Consider the following 16,230-nt stretch of genomic DNA (forward strand, 5'->3'; position numbering starts at 1 on the left):
CTCTCGCCGTCTGAACCACGCGAGAGGTCATGCATTATGCCGCGCACCTTCCTGCTCATTGCGATCCTGCTGCTGGTCGTCCTGCCATCCGGCGCGCAGCAGACGATCGCCGAGATTGACCCGGCGCTGCTCGACGCACGCGACGCGGTCGAGGCAGCGGGCGTGCGAACACCCGCACCTCGGCTTGCCGGACGCTTCAACTTCACAGTCAACTCGTCCGGTGACACCGTCGATGTCAACGTCGGCAACGGTGTCTGCGCCGACTCGGGCGGTCAATGTACCCTGCGCGCGGCGGTCATGGAGGCCAACGCCAGCGCCGGCCCGCACACGATTTCGGTGGCCTACCCGTTTATCGAGCTGTTTGCAGGCAGCGCCGGCGATAACGTCGATAGCTCGGGCGACCTCGACATCGCGTCGAACATCACCATCACCGGAACAGCCGCTCAGCCGACCGCGCTGGTCAACCCGATCGACCGGGTGTTCGACGTGCAGGACGGCGGCAACCTTTCGCTCACGAACATCAAAGTCACGCTTTCGGGAAATTCCACCCAATCGGGCGGCGGCATTCGGGTCGGCAACGGGGCGTCGTTCACCGGCACGCGCATCGTAGTCGTCAACAACATCGCCGACGCCGGGGCGGGAATCTACATCAACCGGGCGGAGAGCTTCCGCCTGTTCAGCAGCGCAATCATCCACAACCACGCGCGAGACGGCAACGGCGGCGGCTTGTTCTTTCGCGATGCCGAGGACGCGCAGGTCGTCAACAGCACCATTGCCGGCAATTCGAGCACGTTCACGTTTAGCGGCTCGCCCCTCCCGGGCGGCGGCGTCTACGTGGTCGCCGCGACCGGATCATACGAGAGCGATGTCGCGTTCATTCACTCCACCATCGCCCATAACACGGCAGGGGTCGGGGGCGGGCTGTTCGTCTCGAAGCAGAACGGGCAAGTGCCGCCGCTGATGTCGCTGCACAACACGATTGTCGGGGGAAATCTGGCGACCGTCGACAGCCCGAACTGCTACGTCACCCTCGGCAGTTCGGCGGCGACGTTGGTGGAATTCACCGGCCGCAATCTATTCGGCACGTCCGACCCGGCATGCGGTCTGCCGACGATCCCGCAGATCGTCGTAGAAGCCCCGATGCTTGGCGCCCTAAACGACGGCGCCCCGCCGAACACCAAGCCACCGATGGTCCGCCTCACCAACGGCAGCCCGGCGATCAATCTGGCGACGTCATGCGATCCGGCGGCGGGTGGCCTAGACCAGCACGGCGGGGCGCGCCCGCGCGGGCCAGCCTGTGACGTCGGCGCGCACGAAGCCCCGACCGGTATCAGCGGGACGATCGATCTGTTCCCCGATGGCGGCGGGCCGGGCAGTTCGTTCTCGATCACCGTGCAGGACGCGGATCTCTCCGGAAACGGCACGCTGGCGGTCGATGTCGTGACGACCAACACTGTCACCCCGGATCGCGAGACGATCATTCTGAACGAAAGCCCGGCCAACTCCGGCACGTTCGTCAAACAGGTGACCCTTGCCCCGCTGCCGGTCGCGGTCGGCAACGGGTTGATCGAAGCCGCAGGCGGCCACACGGTCACGATTACGTATCACGACTGGGTCGACGCTACCGCGGCCGACAAACTGGTGAGCGCGCCGTATATCGTCCTCAAGCCCGCGATCCAACTGCTGCAGAACGGCAGTTTCGAGTTCGGGCTGGACGGATGGACGCTTGAGTCGAACGTCAGCGGCGACAAAGTACGCACAACCCCTGGCGAGGCCAGCGACGGCATAGGCGTATTCCGCTTCAAGGGTCAGCCCGGCAAGAAGTCGACGCTCAGCCAGAACCTGATCTCCGCCCCGCGCGACTTCGGCGAAGAGGCGATCGAGGTCAGCTTCGACATCCGGGGCGGCGACCTGAACAGCAACGTCCATCTCCAACTGGTGGTCCAATACGCCAGTGGGGGCAAGGCCAAGCTCAAGTTCCCGTTGAGTCCGAGTGACGTATACACGACCAGGTCGATGACCTTCGTGCCGTACGTCGAACCTGATCCGATCACCAAGTTCGAGGTGTTGTTTGTCGACAAGTCGCTGTCGGGCAAGGTGTATATCGACCGCGTGCGCGTGGCGTCGGTGTCGCTCGGCACGCGCGGCACCGACCCGGAGACTCGAACCGAAACGCTGCCGCCACCTGCCGCACCGTCGGGTTTCCGCGGCAGCAACTGAGGTTTGGGCGCTGCCGCATGCGCCCTTTGGTGAGAGTCCGGTTGCGCAGATGCGCGCGTCGGGTTTTAATCGTGGTATGAGCCACGTGAGGCCATCACCATGAACAACCAGAATCTCGCCGGCCAGACAATCGGCCAGTACGAACTCGTCGAGCTGCTTGGCGCGGGTGGTATGGGCGCTGTGTACCGCGCGGTGCAAACGTCGCTTGGGCGCGAGGTTGCGCTCAAGGTGCTGTCCGCCGCGCTGGTCAACGAACCCGGCTATCTGGAACGGTTCAACCGCGAGGCGCGCGTCTCGGCCGCGCTCGAACACGACCACATCGTGCCGGTCTACGATTTTGGCGCGCAGCAGGATTTGACGTACGTCGTGATGCGCCTGCTGACGGGCGGCTCGCTCGACTCGCGAATGCGCCAGCGCAAGGACGAGAAGCCATCGTTGAACGAGGCCGTCTCGCTGCTCAACGCGATGGCGTCGGCGCTCGACTACGCGCACAGCCGGGGTGTGATCCACCGGGACATCAAGCCCGCCAACATCATGTTCGACCAGAACGGCAAGCCGTACTTGGTCGACTTCGGCATCGCCAAGATCCTCGACGCGACCGGCGCAGGGCTGACCGGCACCGGCATGGCGATGGGCAGCCCGTACTACATGCCGCCCGAGCAGTGGCGCGGCGAAAACGCGACCGCGGCCAGCGACCAGTATGCGCTGGCGGTCACCGTGTATTCGATGCTGGCCGGACGCCCGCCGTTCGAGGCGACCAGCACGCCGGCCCTGATGTACAAGCACTTCCACGATCAGCCGGAACCGCTGAAGAACTTCCGGCAGGACGTGCCAGAACCACTGATGCTGGTGCTGGCTAAGGCCATGGCCAAAGACGCGTCCGAACGGTTCGGATCGGTTAGCGAGTTCGCCAACGCCTTCCAGATCGCAGCCGGCGCCGATCTCGGTCAAGCGACCGGTTTCTTCACGTTCCCGGTGCAGCGCACGCCGCTGCCGAGTGCGCGGCTTACGCCAACGCCGGCATCGAGCGCAACGCCGCCCGGTTCCGGAAGTACGCCACCACAGACCACGCCGGCAGGCGCGACACCTACCTCGTCCGGTACGACACCGCCCCCGCCAACGGCCAGCGGCCCGGTTCCCAAAGCGCCGCCGCCGCAAGGACGCGGTCCTCTGCCGTACATCCTCGGCGGTATCGTCGTGATTGCCCTGTTGATCGTCGGTGCGCTGGCGCTGTCGGGCGGCGGCGCGGTCGATCCCACGCCCACGCCGACGCTGACCACGACTGCGCCGTTGATCGCAGATGTCTCCCAAACGCCGGAGCCGACCGCGACCGACACACTGCGGCCGGAGGATTTCGCACGGGCCACGCGCAATGCCCAGCTCACCATTCAGGCCGAGTTGACATCGTTGGCGGTCGTTGACCTCACCGAGACGGCATCGGTTTGGACAGCGACGTTCACGGCGACGTATACGCCGACCTACACCGCAAGCGCAACCGCGACGGCGACCGATCAACCGACTGCGACCGCTACTCCCACTGCAACCGATACACCCACGCCTACCTCGACGGCGACCGAATCCGCAACCGCCACGCCGACGAATACCGCAACCATCACGCCGAGCCGCACGCCAACCGGCACCGCGACCGCGACTTCCAGCCCGACCGCAACAGCGACACGCACGCCATCGCCCGTACCCACCAGCGTCGTGGCCGGCGCAGAGGTCGTCGCGTTCGAGGGCTTCGATAGCTCACAACTCGGTAGTTGGACGTCAACCCAAGCCCGCCTGCAAGACGGCATCATGACGATCTCCGGGGAAGCCTCAAACGACTACCCATTCACGTACCCGGACTGGCAGATTTCGGGCGGTGAGGGTGTCGTCGTGGACTTCCGGCTTGCACAGCGCGGACATATGGCGATGTTCATCGAGCGCGGCACTTGGAATGCGATCCAGAACGCGTGGCTGCCGGGCAGCTATCGCAAGTTCGGCCTCTCGAGCGAGGGGTTGGCAGCGGCATATTGGAAAGCGGAGTACTACGTTGACGACTCTGTGACCGAGCTGGGTCAAACCCAAGCCATCGCGCACAATCGCTGGTATACCCTCCTCCTTCGGACCCACACCGACGGGACCCTAACCGCGCAAATTTGGGAACGGGACAATCCCACGCGAGGTTTTCGCCTGGACACCACCCATTCCGTCTCGGACGGACAGGACGCGTCTTGGAACTTCTTCATTTTCTTAGGCAATGGCGCACTCGAAATCGACTCGGTGTCGAAGGTACGCATCGCGGACGACGCACCACCGTTGATCGCGCCACCGGGCGTGACACCCAGCGCCACACCGACCCCAGTCCCCCTGCCCACCAGCGTCGTGCCGGCAGCGGAGGTCGTCGCGTTCGAGGGCTTCGACGGCAGCAGGCTTGTGGACTGGTACACGAATCCACCGGGATGGGCCGACTCGGACAACGGCGTGCTGCGGCTGAACGAAGTCGGCGGCGATGTCTACGCACTCACCGGGCCGCCGTGGACGATCACTGACGGCGAAGGCGTGCTGATCGAGTTCAAGCAGGTCGAACGCGGCAACGTCACGTTCTTTATTGACCATGACGAATGGGACACGCCCTTATATCGCCGCTTTGGCGTATCGAGTACCGGTGGACTCTCGCCGTATTGGACGACCGACTTCGTAATCGGCAGTTCGTGGAACACGCTCAACCAATCGGAGCCGTTGGCGCGCGACCGCTGGTACGTGCTGCTCTTCCGCATTTACGACGGCGGAACCTATACGGCTCAAATCTGGGAGCGTGACAACCCCGAGCGCGGGTTCCGGCTGAATACACAACGCACGTTTAGCTTCGTGGCCGGGTTCGACAGCGAAGACTGGACGGTGAACCTCGAGGTCTACCGCGGCGCGCTTGAGATCGACTCCATATCCAAGCTGCGCTTCACAGACGACGTGCCCGCGCTTATCGCGCCGCCGGGGTGACGCCGTCCGCGACCTTTACGCCGCGCCCCACCGCAACCCCCGTCCCGACAAGCACCGAGTTGGCACTTGCGACCCTTGTCCCGGCCGTCGCGCGGCTGTTCGAGGAGAACTTCGGCGACGGCGAGGCGAACGGCATCACGCGGCGGTTGGGCGGAGCTTGGGAAGTCCGCCGGATCGCGGGGAACAACGTGTACTGCAACGTCGGTGACAGCACCGACGACTTCGACCTGATCGTGTTCGGCGAGCCGTCATGGGATAACTACATCCTGCAGGTGGACGTTGCGTTCAGGGCGGCGACTCCGGGTGCGCTCGTCGAGCTGTACGGGCGCTATGACGGCAGCGACACCCTCAATGCCTACCGTGCCTACTTCGATCTCGGCGGCGGCGGCGCGTCGCTGGCGTATTACAGCCCGGAACGAATTCTCGGTGGCGTCGGATACACGATCGAAGCCAACCGCTGGTATACGCTGCAGCTCGAAATGATTGGACGGCGGCTGCGCTATTCGATCGACGGCGACGTCGTGATCGGCAACTTCGACAACAGCAGCAGCGAAGGCTTAGCAGGTGTCCTCGTCCACCGGGGTACCGAGGCGTGCATCGACAACGTGCGCGTGTGGCTGCCCAACGCGCCTGAGAACGCGATCACCGTGAGCGTGTTCACGAGGGCCGAGTCGGTTAATCTACGCACCGGCCCCACCACAAGTTCGCTGAGGGCAGGTACGGTCAGCAGCGGCGACTTCCTGACCGCCATCGGCCGCGATTCAAGTGCGACGTGGCTGCAAGTCCGCACGCGCAGCGGCGTGACGGCGTGGATCGCCACCAACTTAGTACGGCCTTTGGGTGGGGTAACCGTCGACCTTAACGACCTGCCGGTCACGGCGCCGTAGCGCGGCGAGTCGGCTCGGTGCGCATGCTATACTGAGGACGCTGGTTGATTGGAGTCTCAGCGATGGCCTCACTGCCTCAAACTGCCATAACCGCGGCGGAGTTCGAAGCGATGCTTGAACGCGCCGGCGAACAAGGCCGCCTGATCGAACTCATCGACGGAGAGGTGATTGAGAAGGTGGTCACGGAACTTCACGGCATCATCGTCCTGCTGCTCGGGCATCACTTGCTGAAACATCAGGAAGACAAGCCAGATATTCGGGTGTCGACCGAAGTTCATCACCGTGCCCCGGACGGCGGCCCCAACGTATATCAGCCGGACATCGCCGTGACTCTGCTCACGAACGCGCTGCCGGTGCAGGACCGGGGCGCCGTGCCACGCATGCCGGACCTCGCCATAGAGGTTTGGTCGCCGACAAACTCGCTGGTGTCGCTGCGCAAAAAGGCCGAGTATTACCTTGCGCACGGCACGCAGATGGTATGGATCGTCAACCCGAAGAAGCGCCTGATCGACGTGTACCGCGCCGGCGCCGATGTCGAGATCCTCACCGACACCGACACACTCGACGGCGGCGACCTGCTGCCGGGGTTCTCGCTGTCCGTCGCCGCGTTATTCGACTCCGTGCGTTAGGTCAAGCCTGCGGAGGCTTTCGCCCTCTGGACTCCCGAATCTGCGAAAACGGGCCGCGTACGGCCCGTTTTCGCGAGATAGGAGGTGCAGGAGTGCAAACTCCTGCCGGGGTTTGGGGCAGCGCCCCAAGCAACTGCCCTTCTACGCCAATCCCATCGCCTGACGTTGGGCGCGGAACTGCGTCTCGTACAGGTTGGCGTACAGACCGCCGAGGGCGAGCAGTTCGCTGTGCGTGCCGCGCTCGACGACCCGGCCGCGATCCATGACGAAGATTTGATCGGCACTCAGAATGGTGCTCAAACGGTGCGCGATCACGATGCTGGTGCGGCCCTGCATGACCGTCTTGAGCGCCTCTTGGATGAGCGCCTCGCTCTGGCTGTCGAGACTGCTGGTTGCCTCGTCCAGCACCAGAATACGCGGGTCCTTGAGGATGACGCGGGCGAGGGCCAACCGCTGCTTCTCGCCGCCGCTGAGCCGGTAGCCGCGCTCGCCGACGACCGTGTCGTAACCCTGCGGCAGTCCGCTGATGAAGTCGTGGATATTGGCGGCTTTCGCCGCCGCGACCAGTTCAACGTCGGTGGCGTCCGGACGCGCGTATTTCAGGTTGGTCCGGATCGAATCGTGGAACAGGTACGTCTCCTGCGTCACCATGCCGATCGCCGCCGACAGCGACTCCAGCTTGAGGTCGCGCAGGTCGTACCCGTCGAGTAGCACGCGGCCTTCGGTCGGATCGTACAAGCGCGGGACGAGGTAAGTCATCGTCGTCTTGCCGGCGCCGCTCGGCCCGACCAGCGCGACAAGCTGCCCCGGTACGATGTCGAACGAGATATCGTCCAGGGCCTGCTCGCGCGCCTGGCTGCCGTTGCCTGCGGGGGATGCCGTGACGGCCTTGTCGCCGAACGCGGTGTACACGTCCTCGTCCCAATCGCGCTCGACCGTCGCAAGCAGCGTGCTCGGATCGACCGCGTAGTTGAACGTGACGTGGTCGAACGTCAGCGCGCCGCGCACGTCGGTCAGGGCTACCGCGTCCGGCGCCTCGTCGATTTCGACCGGCAGATCGAGGACTTCGAACACGCGCTCGAAGCTGACCATCGACGTGGCGAAGTCGACTGGTGCATTGGTCAGTGCCTGCAGCGGGCCGTAAAGCTGCGTCAGGTATTGGCCAAAGGCGATCAGCGTGCCGATGGTGAACACGCTCGTCAGCACAAGATGCCCGCCCAGCCAATACACCAGCGCGGTGCCAGCAGCGCTGATCAGGCCGATCACGACGAACATCGACGTGCCGACCACCGCGCGTTCCACACCGCTGTCACGCACCCGCTTGGCGCGGTCCTCGAAACGGTGGACTTCGGTGTCGACCCGGCCGAACAGTTTCACGAGCAGCGCGCCGCTGATGTTGAGCGTCTCGTTCATCATCACATTCATCTGCGCGTTGTAGCCCATCTGCTCGCGGGCAAGCGCGCGCAGACGCGACCCAACCCGCCGCGCGACGAGGTAGAACAGCGGCAGCACACCCACGCCGAGGATCGTCAGCCGCCATTCCATCGCCAGCAGCACGCCGAGCGTGGCGACCACTGTAAACAGGTTCGTGATGATGTCGACGATGGTGTTGCTCACGGCGCGCTGTGCGTCGATCACATCGTCATTGAGGCGGGTCGTGAGCTCGCCGCTTTTGGTGTTGGTGAAGAAGCGCAGCGACATCTTCTGCATGTGCGCATACAGCGCCACGCGCAGGTCATAGATGACGCCCTCGCCGATCGTCGCGTTGAGCCGGCGCTGCACCACGCGGATGCCGCCGCCGACCACTGGTATGGCGATCAATGCGAGTGCCAGCACGTTGAGCCGTCCGCCGTCCGCGTTCGGAATGGCGTTGTCGAAGAGATCGCGGATGATCTGCGGTGTCAGCAGGCCGAGCGTGGTCGTCGCCAGAATGGTGATCAACAGAAACACGATACGTAGGGCGTACGGGCGTCCATAGGTCAGCACGCGCCGAATGAGCGCCCACGTCACCTTCTTGGTTTTGGCGTCGTCGCCGGCAAGGATCACCCGCCGCCAACCCATACCGCCATGAATCATCATGGATCATGCCTTCAAATCGGAATTTCGCTTCCATCATAGTAACGCATCGCCGTTCCAGCGCGTCCTGTACGTATGGGTAGGCAGATCGGCACACAATGGATGGGAATACGGCATGAAGCGACGCCATGTCAACGAGGTCATCGCGGGGTTGGTGGGCAGAACGCTGGGTGACTTCTGGTCATGGGCGTTCAGCGATGTCCTAAGCAACGCTGCGCGCGGTGTATTGGCGGAGTACCTCGTTGCGGCCGCGTTGGGCGTTGACGATGGCGTGCGCCAAGAATGGGACGCCGTCGACCTGCGTTATCGTGGCTTTGGCATCGAGGTCAAATCGGCTGCATACGTGCAAACATGGGCGCAGGCGAAACATTCGACGATCAAGTTCGATGTCGGGTACAAACTGTCGTGGGACGCGCAAACGAACACTTACACGACCGAACGATCACGATCGGCCGATGTGTATGTATTCTGCTTGTTTGCGGCCCTTGACCGCACGACGGCCGACCCGCTGCATCTTCCGGACTGGCAGTTCTACGTGATGCCGACTGCGGAAGTGAACTCCCGTTTTGGTGTGCAGAAGTCCGTGGCGCTGTCGCGGATCAAAGCGGTGACATCCAGTGTCGGGTTCGACACATTGCGCGACGCGATCGACAGTGCGTTGTCCCGGATGAATAACGCTTGAGGACGACCGGCGGCAAACCCACGGTACTTAAACGTTGACTCAATGTTTAGGCCAGCCCTTAGCAAATCAGATAAAATGCGTCTACCGGTGTGGAACGTGGAAGCGGCAGTATGAACAGCAGCACAGTGCACAGCTTGCAGCGCGTGACCGAACGTTGGGCCAAACGCTCGGCCGGCGTAATCGTCATCCTCGTCGTGTTGGGGGTCGGTTATGCGGCGGGGTGGTCGGCGCGCGATGTCTCCGCGCAGGAGCGCATGCCGCTCACCACCGTCGAGAAAATCTACGCCAACCTGTACAACCAGATCAGCCCGTCGGTCGTCTCGATTGGCGTGGTCGATCCGCTGTTCGGCGCCGAAATCTCCAACGGGTCGGGCTTCGTCATCGACGCTGACGGCCACGTGCTGACCAACGCGCACGTCGTCGACGACTCCGGCACCGGCACATTCCTCGAGGTGACGTTCTTCGACGGCACGCACGTGCGCGGCAGCGTCGTCGGTGTCGACCCCGAGAGCGACCTCGCCGTGCTGCGTGTCAACCTGCCGTCCGACCGCTTGCGTCCGGTCATCTTCGCCGACAGCGACGACCTCGTCATCGGCCAATCGGCGTTGGCTATCGGCAGTCCCTTCGGCCAACGCTGGACAATGACCGCCGGCATCATCAGCGCGCTCGACCGCACGATCGAGGGGTTGGGCGACTTTCAAATCGGCGCGGTCGTGCAGACCGACGCGCCGATCAACCCCGGCAACAGCGGCGGGCCGCTGCTCAACCTCGCTGGCGAGGTAATCGGCGTCAACGCACAGATCATCAGCGAAACCCGCGCCAATTCCGGCGTCGGGTTCGCCATCCCGTCCAACCTCGCCATGCGCGTCGCCGACGATCTGCGCGCTAACGGCCGTGTCGAATACGCGTATCTCGGGGTTCAGCGCGCCAACGACATCACGCTGAGCGCGATCGAACGCCTCGGCCTGCCTAACGATACGCGCGGCCTCGTCATCGGTGGCGTGACCGGCCCCGCCGAAGCGGCCGGCCTGCGCAGCAACGACGTGATCACCGCCATCAACGGCCTGGAAGTGAGCGGTCTCGGCCCGCTGCTAGCGTATCTGGCGACGTACACCTTACCCGGGCAAACCGTCACCCTGAGCGTACTGCGCGACGGCCAACTGGTCGACCTAGCGGTCGAGTTGGGAAGCCGATAACCCCGCATGACCACGCCGGTTGTGCTTCTGCTCGCCACCCGAAATCGCGGCAAGCTCGGCGAGCTTCAGCAGCTTCTCGACGGCTTGCCCATCCGCCTGCTCACCGCCGATGACGTCGGCCTGTCGCACCTCGACGTGGCCGAGACGGGCGATACCCTATTGGAGAACGCGTCGCTCAAGGCGGCGGCGTACGGCGAGGCCAGCGGTTTGCCAACCGTCGCAGACGACACAGGCCTGTTCGTTGATGCGCTAGGTGGCCGGCCCGGTGTCCATACCGCGCGCTTCGGCGGCCCGCACAAACTCCTCGAGGCCCTGCGCGACATCCCCGCCCCTCGCAGCGCGCACTTCGCCTGCGTGATGACCCTGCATCTGCCGGATGGGTCGCAGCAGCACGTCACCGGAACCTGCCCCGGCCAGATCACACTCAGCATGCGCGGGTCGGGCGGGTTCGGCTACGATCCGGTGTTTCAGCCGGAGGGCTACGATCAGACCTTTGCCGAGCTGGGCGAGGCGATCAAGAACCCGATCAGCCATCGCGGGCTGGCAGTCGCGGCGTTGGTACCGCTGCTCAAGTCGGCGTTGAGCGTGGGCTGATCACCTTGTGCTCATGTTTGCTTAATTTAAGGCTCATTTGCTATAATCTTGCGTTAATCTGAAATCGGCCAGTAAGGACTGGCGGGTGAAAACAGCTAGAAACGAGACCCCGAGTGATCGAACACCGCACGGATACGCAGGAATTTCAACGCTCTGCGACCTTGATCATCGCAGCGGAAGAGCGCTTGCGGCGTCAGTTCATCACCATTTTCAACGACACGCAGTATTTCGTCCTTGAAGCGCGTACGCTGACCGAGCTTCAGCACTTGGCCCGCAGCGCCCGTCCAGACTTGATTCTGTTGGCCCACGGTGGCGTCCCGTTCGACTCGTATGCCGCCTGCGCCGCGCTGCAAACGCAGACCGAGACGCATCGCGTGCCGATCGTCCTCTTAATCCCCGGCGAGGACGAGATCTTGATCAACCGCGCGCTGGAGAGCGGCGCGTCGGACTACATCAGCTATCCGATCAAGTCGAACGTGATGCGCCAGCGCGTACGCTTTCTGCTGCGCATGCGCCGCATGCAGGCCGACCTGCTGGAGAAGGAAGAGCGTTACCGCATCATCTCTACCAGCATCAGCGATTACGCTTATGCGTTTGGCGTGGAAGCGGACGGAACGCTGGTCAAGCTGTGGAACACGCAAGCGTTCGAGACGATCACCGGCTACAACGAGCACGACCTCGAGGCGCGCGGCGGGTGGGCCTCGCTGATTCACCCTGAGGACATCCCGATCGCCCTGCGCCGTTCCGAGCGCTTGATGCGCGGCGAAAAAGACGTCAGCGAATTTCGCATCATCACCCGCAGCGGCGAAACACGTTGGCTGCAAGACACCGGCATGCCGATCTGGGACGAGAAGCAGGGGCGCGTCACGGCGATCTACGGCGCGGCGCAGGACATCACCGACCGCAAGCTCGTCGAAGAGATGATGCGCAAACAGGCCGAACAGCTCCAGTCGCGCAACGAAGAACTGGACGCCTTCGCCCACACCGTCGCGCACAACCTGAAGAACCCGATCGCCGGCATGATGGGTACCGCCAGCCTGACGTTGAACTACTACGACCGCATGACCGATGCCGAGCGCCGCGACAACCTCGAGGGCATCATCGAGGGGGCGTACAAGGCGCGCGCGATCATCGACTCGATCCTGCTGCTGGCCGGCGTCAACCGTCGCGCGACGGTCGAGATCGGTCCGATCGACATGCGCGAGGTGATCGAAAGCGTGTGCGACCGGCTTCAGCCGATGATCCAAGAGATGAACGCGACCGTCACAATTCCCGAATCCCTGCCCGGCGCGATCGGCTATCCGCCGTGGGTGGAAGAAGTGTGGGCCAATTATCTGTCCAACGCGCTCAAATACGGCGGCTCCCCGCCGGAGGTCGAGTTCGGCGCGGACGAGCCGGACGAGGGGCAAGTGCGCTATTGGATCGTCGACAACGGCCCCGGACTGACCGACGAGGAACGCGAGCAGGTCTTTACGCCATTCATCCGCCTCAATCAGGTCAAGGTCGAAGGCCACGGCCTCGGCCTGAGCGTGGTACACCGCATCGTGCAGCGGTTGGGTGGCACGGTCGGCGTCGACTCGCTCGACGGGCACGGCGCGCGCTTCTGGTTCACCCTGCCCCAACAGCTCCGGTTCTAGCGGATCATCCAGATCGTCATACCAAACTCCCGCATCCCAACCCATGACAAGCCGTGTCACGCGGTATAATGGGGCGGCCTGTGATCTTTCGGGGGGAGTTTCGGATGCTCACCAATCGTCGCATCTCGTCGACCGCGTTGGGTGCGCTGCTGCTGATCGGCATCGCCGTGGCGTTGATCTTCCCGGCGCCGTCGCAGGCGATCCCGCTCGAACAAACCGTCGCGCCGGAACAGACCCCCTTCGTCAACCCGTTCTTCACCCCGGCCCCAACCGAGTGCCCGATCAGTGCCGGCCTGCAAAACGGCGACACCGCGGTCTTGACCGGCGGCGTGCTGATCCGCTACGAGCCGAACCCGTCCGCGCCGTTCATCGTGCAGTTTCAGGAGAACCGCGTCTTCACGGTGCTCGAAGGCGGGCCGTTGTGCGTCGAGGGCTACAACTGGTATCCGATCACCGGCCACGGCGTGACCGGATGGGCCTCGGAAGGCAGCCGTGACGGAAGCCGCTACTGGCTCACCCTGCTGCGCCGCGCCGACGAGCCCGAATTCCCGTGCCTGACGCCGCTCAACCTGACCGAAGGCAACCGCTTCAACGTCAACGTCAACGTGCGCATGCGCGCCGCGCCGACCACCACCGCGCTGACGCTCACCGTCGTACCGTACACCGCCACTATCGTCGTGCTGGAAGGCCCGGTGTGCAACGAGGGCTACAACTGGTGGAAGGTGCGCGCAACGGTCGTCAACTTCACGTATGAGGGCTGGGTAGCCGAAAGCGAACGGGCCGGCGGCGCCGAGTACATCCGCGTGCCGCGCGCCGCGCCGTGCCATGCCCCGCTGAACCTCGACATTGGCGAACAGGCGCGCGTGATCTACAACGACGAGTTCCCCAAGCGCCTGCGCAGCGAACCGTCGCTGGCGGGTTCCGTGCTGGCCGAACTGATCGAAAACGTGCCGATCCTGATCCTTGACGGGCCGGTGTGCGCCAACACATACAACTGGTGGAAGGTGCGCGTGCTGTCGTCCGCGCCGATCGAAGGGTGGCTCGCCGAAGGCGGCCCGAGCAACTGGTGGATCGCCCCGGTGAGCGAGTTCCGCTAATGTTCATCACGTTCGAGGGGATGGATGGCAGCGGCAAAACGACCCAGATCGAGCGCGTCACCGATTTCCTGCGCGACCGCGGGATCGACCTGCTGGTCACGCGCGAGCCGGGCGGTACACCGGTCGGCGAGGACATCCGCGCGATCCTGATGGACAAGGCCAACACCGGCCTCGTCCCGCGCGCCGAGATGCTGCTGTTTTGCGCCAGCCGCGCCCAGTTGGTCAGCGAGGTGATCGTGCCGCACCTCGAGCGCGGCGGCGTCGTGTTGTGCGACCGCTACATCGACTCCTCGTTGGCTTATCAGGGCTACGGCCACGGGCTGAACGTCAAAGAGCTGCGCAGCGTGCTCAACTTCGCAACCGGCGGCTTGCTGCCCGATCTGACGATCTACCTCGACATCACGCCGGACGAGGGCTTGCGCCGACGGGCGGCAGGCTCACTGTTCGGCGAGGAGTTCAACCGCATCGACGCGATGGCAAGCGAGTTTCACCGGCGCGTGTACAAGGGCTATGCCACGATTGGCCGGAGCGCTGGCGACCGCTGGGCGCGCGTCGACGCGGCCCAACACCCCGACGCCGTCTTCGACGACATCGTGAGCGTGCTGAACTACGCCCTGCCGGTTGTTTCGAGGCGTTCGGGCAGGATCAGACAGAAAGCGTAATCGTCCAACATGGTAGATATCATCTTCAAACTGGCGGTCACGGGCAAGTCGCCGGAGGACGGCGCATGGCTCGATCCGCTTGAAATCGACATGCTGCTGGAGTCGACGCGGAGGCAGATCGAGACGCACATTCACAGCCGTCTCGACGGCGTGGTGTGCGATGTCCACGGCGAAGCGCCGCGCGTGGTCGTCAGCGGCGGCTACGACTTGGCGACCGAACAGCTTGACGTCAGCTACGACGTGCAAGCGTGCTGCAACCTGATGATTATGAAATCCGCCGCCCTGCTGGCACGATAACCCCGATGCGCCAATACGTCGAACTGCTGCGTGGCAACCGCGACATGCGGTTGATCTGGTTCTCCGAGATCACAAACCTCGTCGGCGATTGGTTCAATCAGGTCGTGCTCGGCGCGCTGGTGATCAGCCTGATGCCGGGCCGTGCCGGATTCGCCATCAGTACCCTGATTGTCGCGCGTTTCCTGCCGCCGCTGATCCTATCGCCGCAGGCCGGATCGCTCCTCGATCGCTTCAACCGCCAGCGCATGCTGGTGTGGAGCAATTGGCTGCGTTCGATCATCGGCTTTGTCTACCTGCTGCCGCTGCTTGATCCGTCGCTGGTGTGGTTGATCTACGTTGGCGTGGTGGCGCAGTCGACCCTATCGACCGTGTATCCGCCGGGGCTGTCGGCGCTAATCGCGTCGGTGGTCAAGCCGACCGAGCTGGTGACCGCCAACACCCTCAGCAACGCGACGTGGTCGGCAGCGCTGGCCGCGGGCGGCGCGTTGGGCGGGGTGGTTGCGGCCGCATTCGGGTCGGCCACCGCGCTGATCGTCGACGCGCTCACGTTCTTCGCCGCTGGGCTGTTGATCGCCGGGGTACGCGGCTACGTGCCCACGCCGGTCGATCCGACGGTCGACGCAGCCCAGCGCCGGCGCGAGGCCAGCGTGCGCGACGGCCTGCGTTACATCCGCAGTCATAAGCCGACGCTGGCGACGCTGTTCGTCAAATTCGGCGGCAGCCTCGGCAACGTCGACGCGATCATGGCGGCATTGGCGACCCAGGTGTTCGTGATGGGCACCCGCGGCGAGCTGTCGCTCGGCCTCTTCTACAGCGCGTTCGGTGTGGGGGCGGTGCTCGGCCCGCTGGTCGCCAACGCGATTCACAACGGCTCCGGCCCGTCGCTGCGGCGTTGGATCTGGATCGGATTCATCGCGCAGGGGCTTGGCTGGCTGGTGATCGGGCAGGCATCGGTGCTGGTGATCGTGTGCGTCGGCCTCGCCATGCGCGCGGTGGGCGGCTCGATCAACTGGACGTACAGCTCGGTCCTCTTGCAGCGCACGACGCCGGATCGCTACCGCGGGCGCGTGTTCGCCATCGACATCATGCTGTTCTACGCCGCGACGGTATTCGCGACGCTCGTCCACGGCGCGCTGATCGATGCGCTGGGGCCGGAAAACCTCGGCTGGATCGGCGTGGGCACCGCGGCGATCTCGGTGCTGCCGCTGCTGGGCTGGAGCTACGCGCTGCGCCGCTGGCGCGAGCCGGCGCCTGAGGGCGCGGGGTAA

Annotated in this window: 13 protein-coding genes; 12 read left to right on the plus strand and 1 reads right to left on the minus strand. The window is 64.3% G+C overall.

Going from position 1 to position 16,230, the window contains the following annotated elements; genetic code table 11:
- Positions 1 to 36: 36 nt before the first annotated feature.
- From IPM16_16845 to IPM16_16860, 4 genes are all read left to right on the plus strand, one after another.
- Complete coding sequence (locus IPM16_16845) at positions 37 to 2,220, plus strand: right-handed parallel beta-helix repeat-containing protein (GenBank protein MBK9124771.1); 2,184 nt, start codon at positions 37 to 39, stop codon at positions 2,218 to 2,220.
- A 99-nt stretch (positions 2,221 to 2,319) separates the two neighbouring features.
- The gene (locus IPM16_16850) at positions 2,320 to 5,205 is read left to right on the plus strand and encodes a protein kinase (protein ID MBK9124772.1); all 2,886 of its coding nucleotides are present in this window, start codon (positions 2,320 to 2,322) and stop codon (positions 5,203 to 5,205) included.
- 59 nt (positions 5,206 to 5,264) lie between these two features.
- Positions 5,265 to 6,092 carry an SH3 domain-containing protein gene (locus IPM16_16855; GenBank protein MBK9124773.1) on the plus strand — a complete coding sequence of 276 codons (828 nt, stop codon included), beginning with the start codon at positions 5,265 to 5,267 and terminating at the stop codon, positions 6,090 to 6,092.
- A gap of 62 nt (positions 6,093 to 6,154) precedes the next feature.
- Entirely contained in the window at positions 6,155 to 6,721 is a 567-nt protein-coding gene (locus IPM16_16860) for a Uma2 family endonuclease (GenBank protein ID MBK9124774.1), read from the plus strand.
- Positions 6,722 to 6,862: 141 nt separating this feature from the next.
- On the opposite strand, the gene IPM16_16865 is transcribed toward IPM16_16860, so the two are convergent.
- Positions 6,863 to 8,782 (minus strand): ABC transporter ATP-binding protein, encoded by a 1,920-nt coding sequence (locus IPM16_16865; GenBank protein MBK9124775.1) that lies wholly within the window; start codon positions 8,780 to 8,782, stop codon positions 6,863 to 6,865.
- Positions 8,783 to 8,912: 130 nt separating this feature from the next.
- Between IPM16_16865 and IPM16_16870 the strand changes: the two genes are divergently transcribed.
- From IPM16_16870 to IPM16_16905, 8 genes are all read left to right on the plus strand, one after another.
- Positions 8,913 to 9,479 (plus strand): hypothetical protein, encoded by a 567-nt coding sequence (locus tag IPM16_16870; GenBank protein MBK9124776.1) that lies wholly within the window; start codon positions 8,913 to 8,915, stop codon positions 9,477 to 9,479.
- Positions 9,480 to 9,589: 110 nt separating this feature from the next.
- Complete coding sequence (locus IPM16_16875; GenBank protein MBK9124777.1) at positions 9,590 to 10,675, plus strand: trypsin-like peptidase domain-containing protein; 1,086 nt, start codon at positions 9,590 to 9,592, stop codon at positions 10,673 to 10,675.
- A 6-nt stretch (positions 10,676 to 10,681) separates the two neighbouring features.
- Entirely contained in the window at positions 10,682 to 11,269 is a 588-nt protein-coding gene (gene rdgB / locus IPM16_16880; protein MBK9124778.1) for an RdgB/HAM1 family non-canonical purine NTP pyrophosphatase, read from the plus strand.
- A 113-nt stretch (positions 11,270 to 11,382) separates the two neighbouring features.
- Complete coding sequence (locus tag IPM16_16885) at positions 11,383 to 12,906, plus strand: PAS domain-containing protein (GenBank protein ID MBK9124779.1); 1,524 nt, start codon at positions 11,383 to 11,385, stop codon at positions 12,904 to 12,906.
- A 104-nt stretch (positions 12,907 to 13,010) separates the two neighbouring features.
- The gene (locus tag IPM16_16890) at positions 13,011 to 14,003 is read left to right on the plus strand and encodes a hypothetical protein (protein MBK9124780.1); all 993 of its coding nucleotides are present in this window, start codon (positions 13,011 to 13,013) and stop codon (positions 14,001 to 14,003) included.
- Positions 14,003 to 14,665: a dTMP kinase gene (locus IPM16_16895; GenBank protein ID MBK9124781.1), complete on the plus strand. Its 663-nt coding sequence runs from the start codon at positions 14,003 to 14,005 to the stop codon at positions 14,663 to 14,665. Before IPM16_16890 ends, IPM16_16895 begins: the two co-directional genes overlap by 1 nt.
- 9 nt (positions 14,666 to 14,674) lie before the next feature.
- Positions 14,675 to 14,962, plus strand: a complete 288-nt coding sequence (locus IPM16_16900) for a hypothetical protein (protein ID MBK9124782.1) — start codon at positions 14,675 to 14,677, stop codon at positions 14,960 to 14,962.
- A 5-nt stretch (positions 14,963 to 14,967) separates the two neighbouring features.
- Complete coding sequence (locus tag IPM16_16905; GenBank protein ID MBK9124783.1) at positions 14,968 to 16,230, plus strand: MFS transporter; 1,263 nt, start codon at positions 14,968 to 14,970, stop codon at positions 16,228 to 16,230.

Source organism: Candidatus Flexicrinis affinis (assembly GCA_016716525.1).
Lineage (GTDB): Bacteria > Chloroflexota > Anaerolineae > Aggregatilineales > Phototrophicaceae > Flexicrinis > Flexicrinis affinis.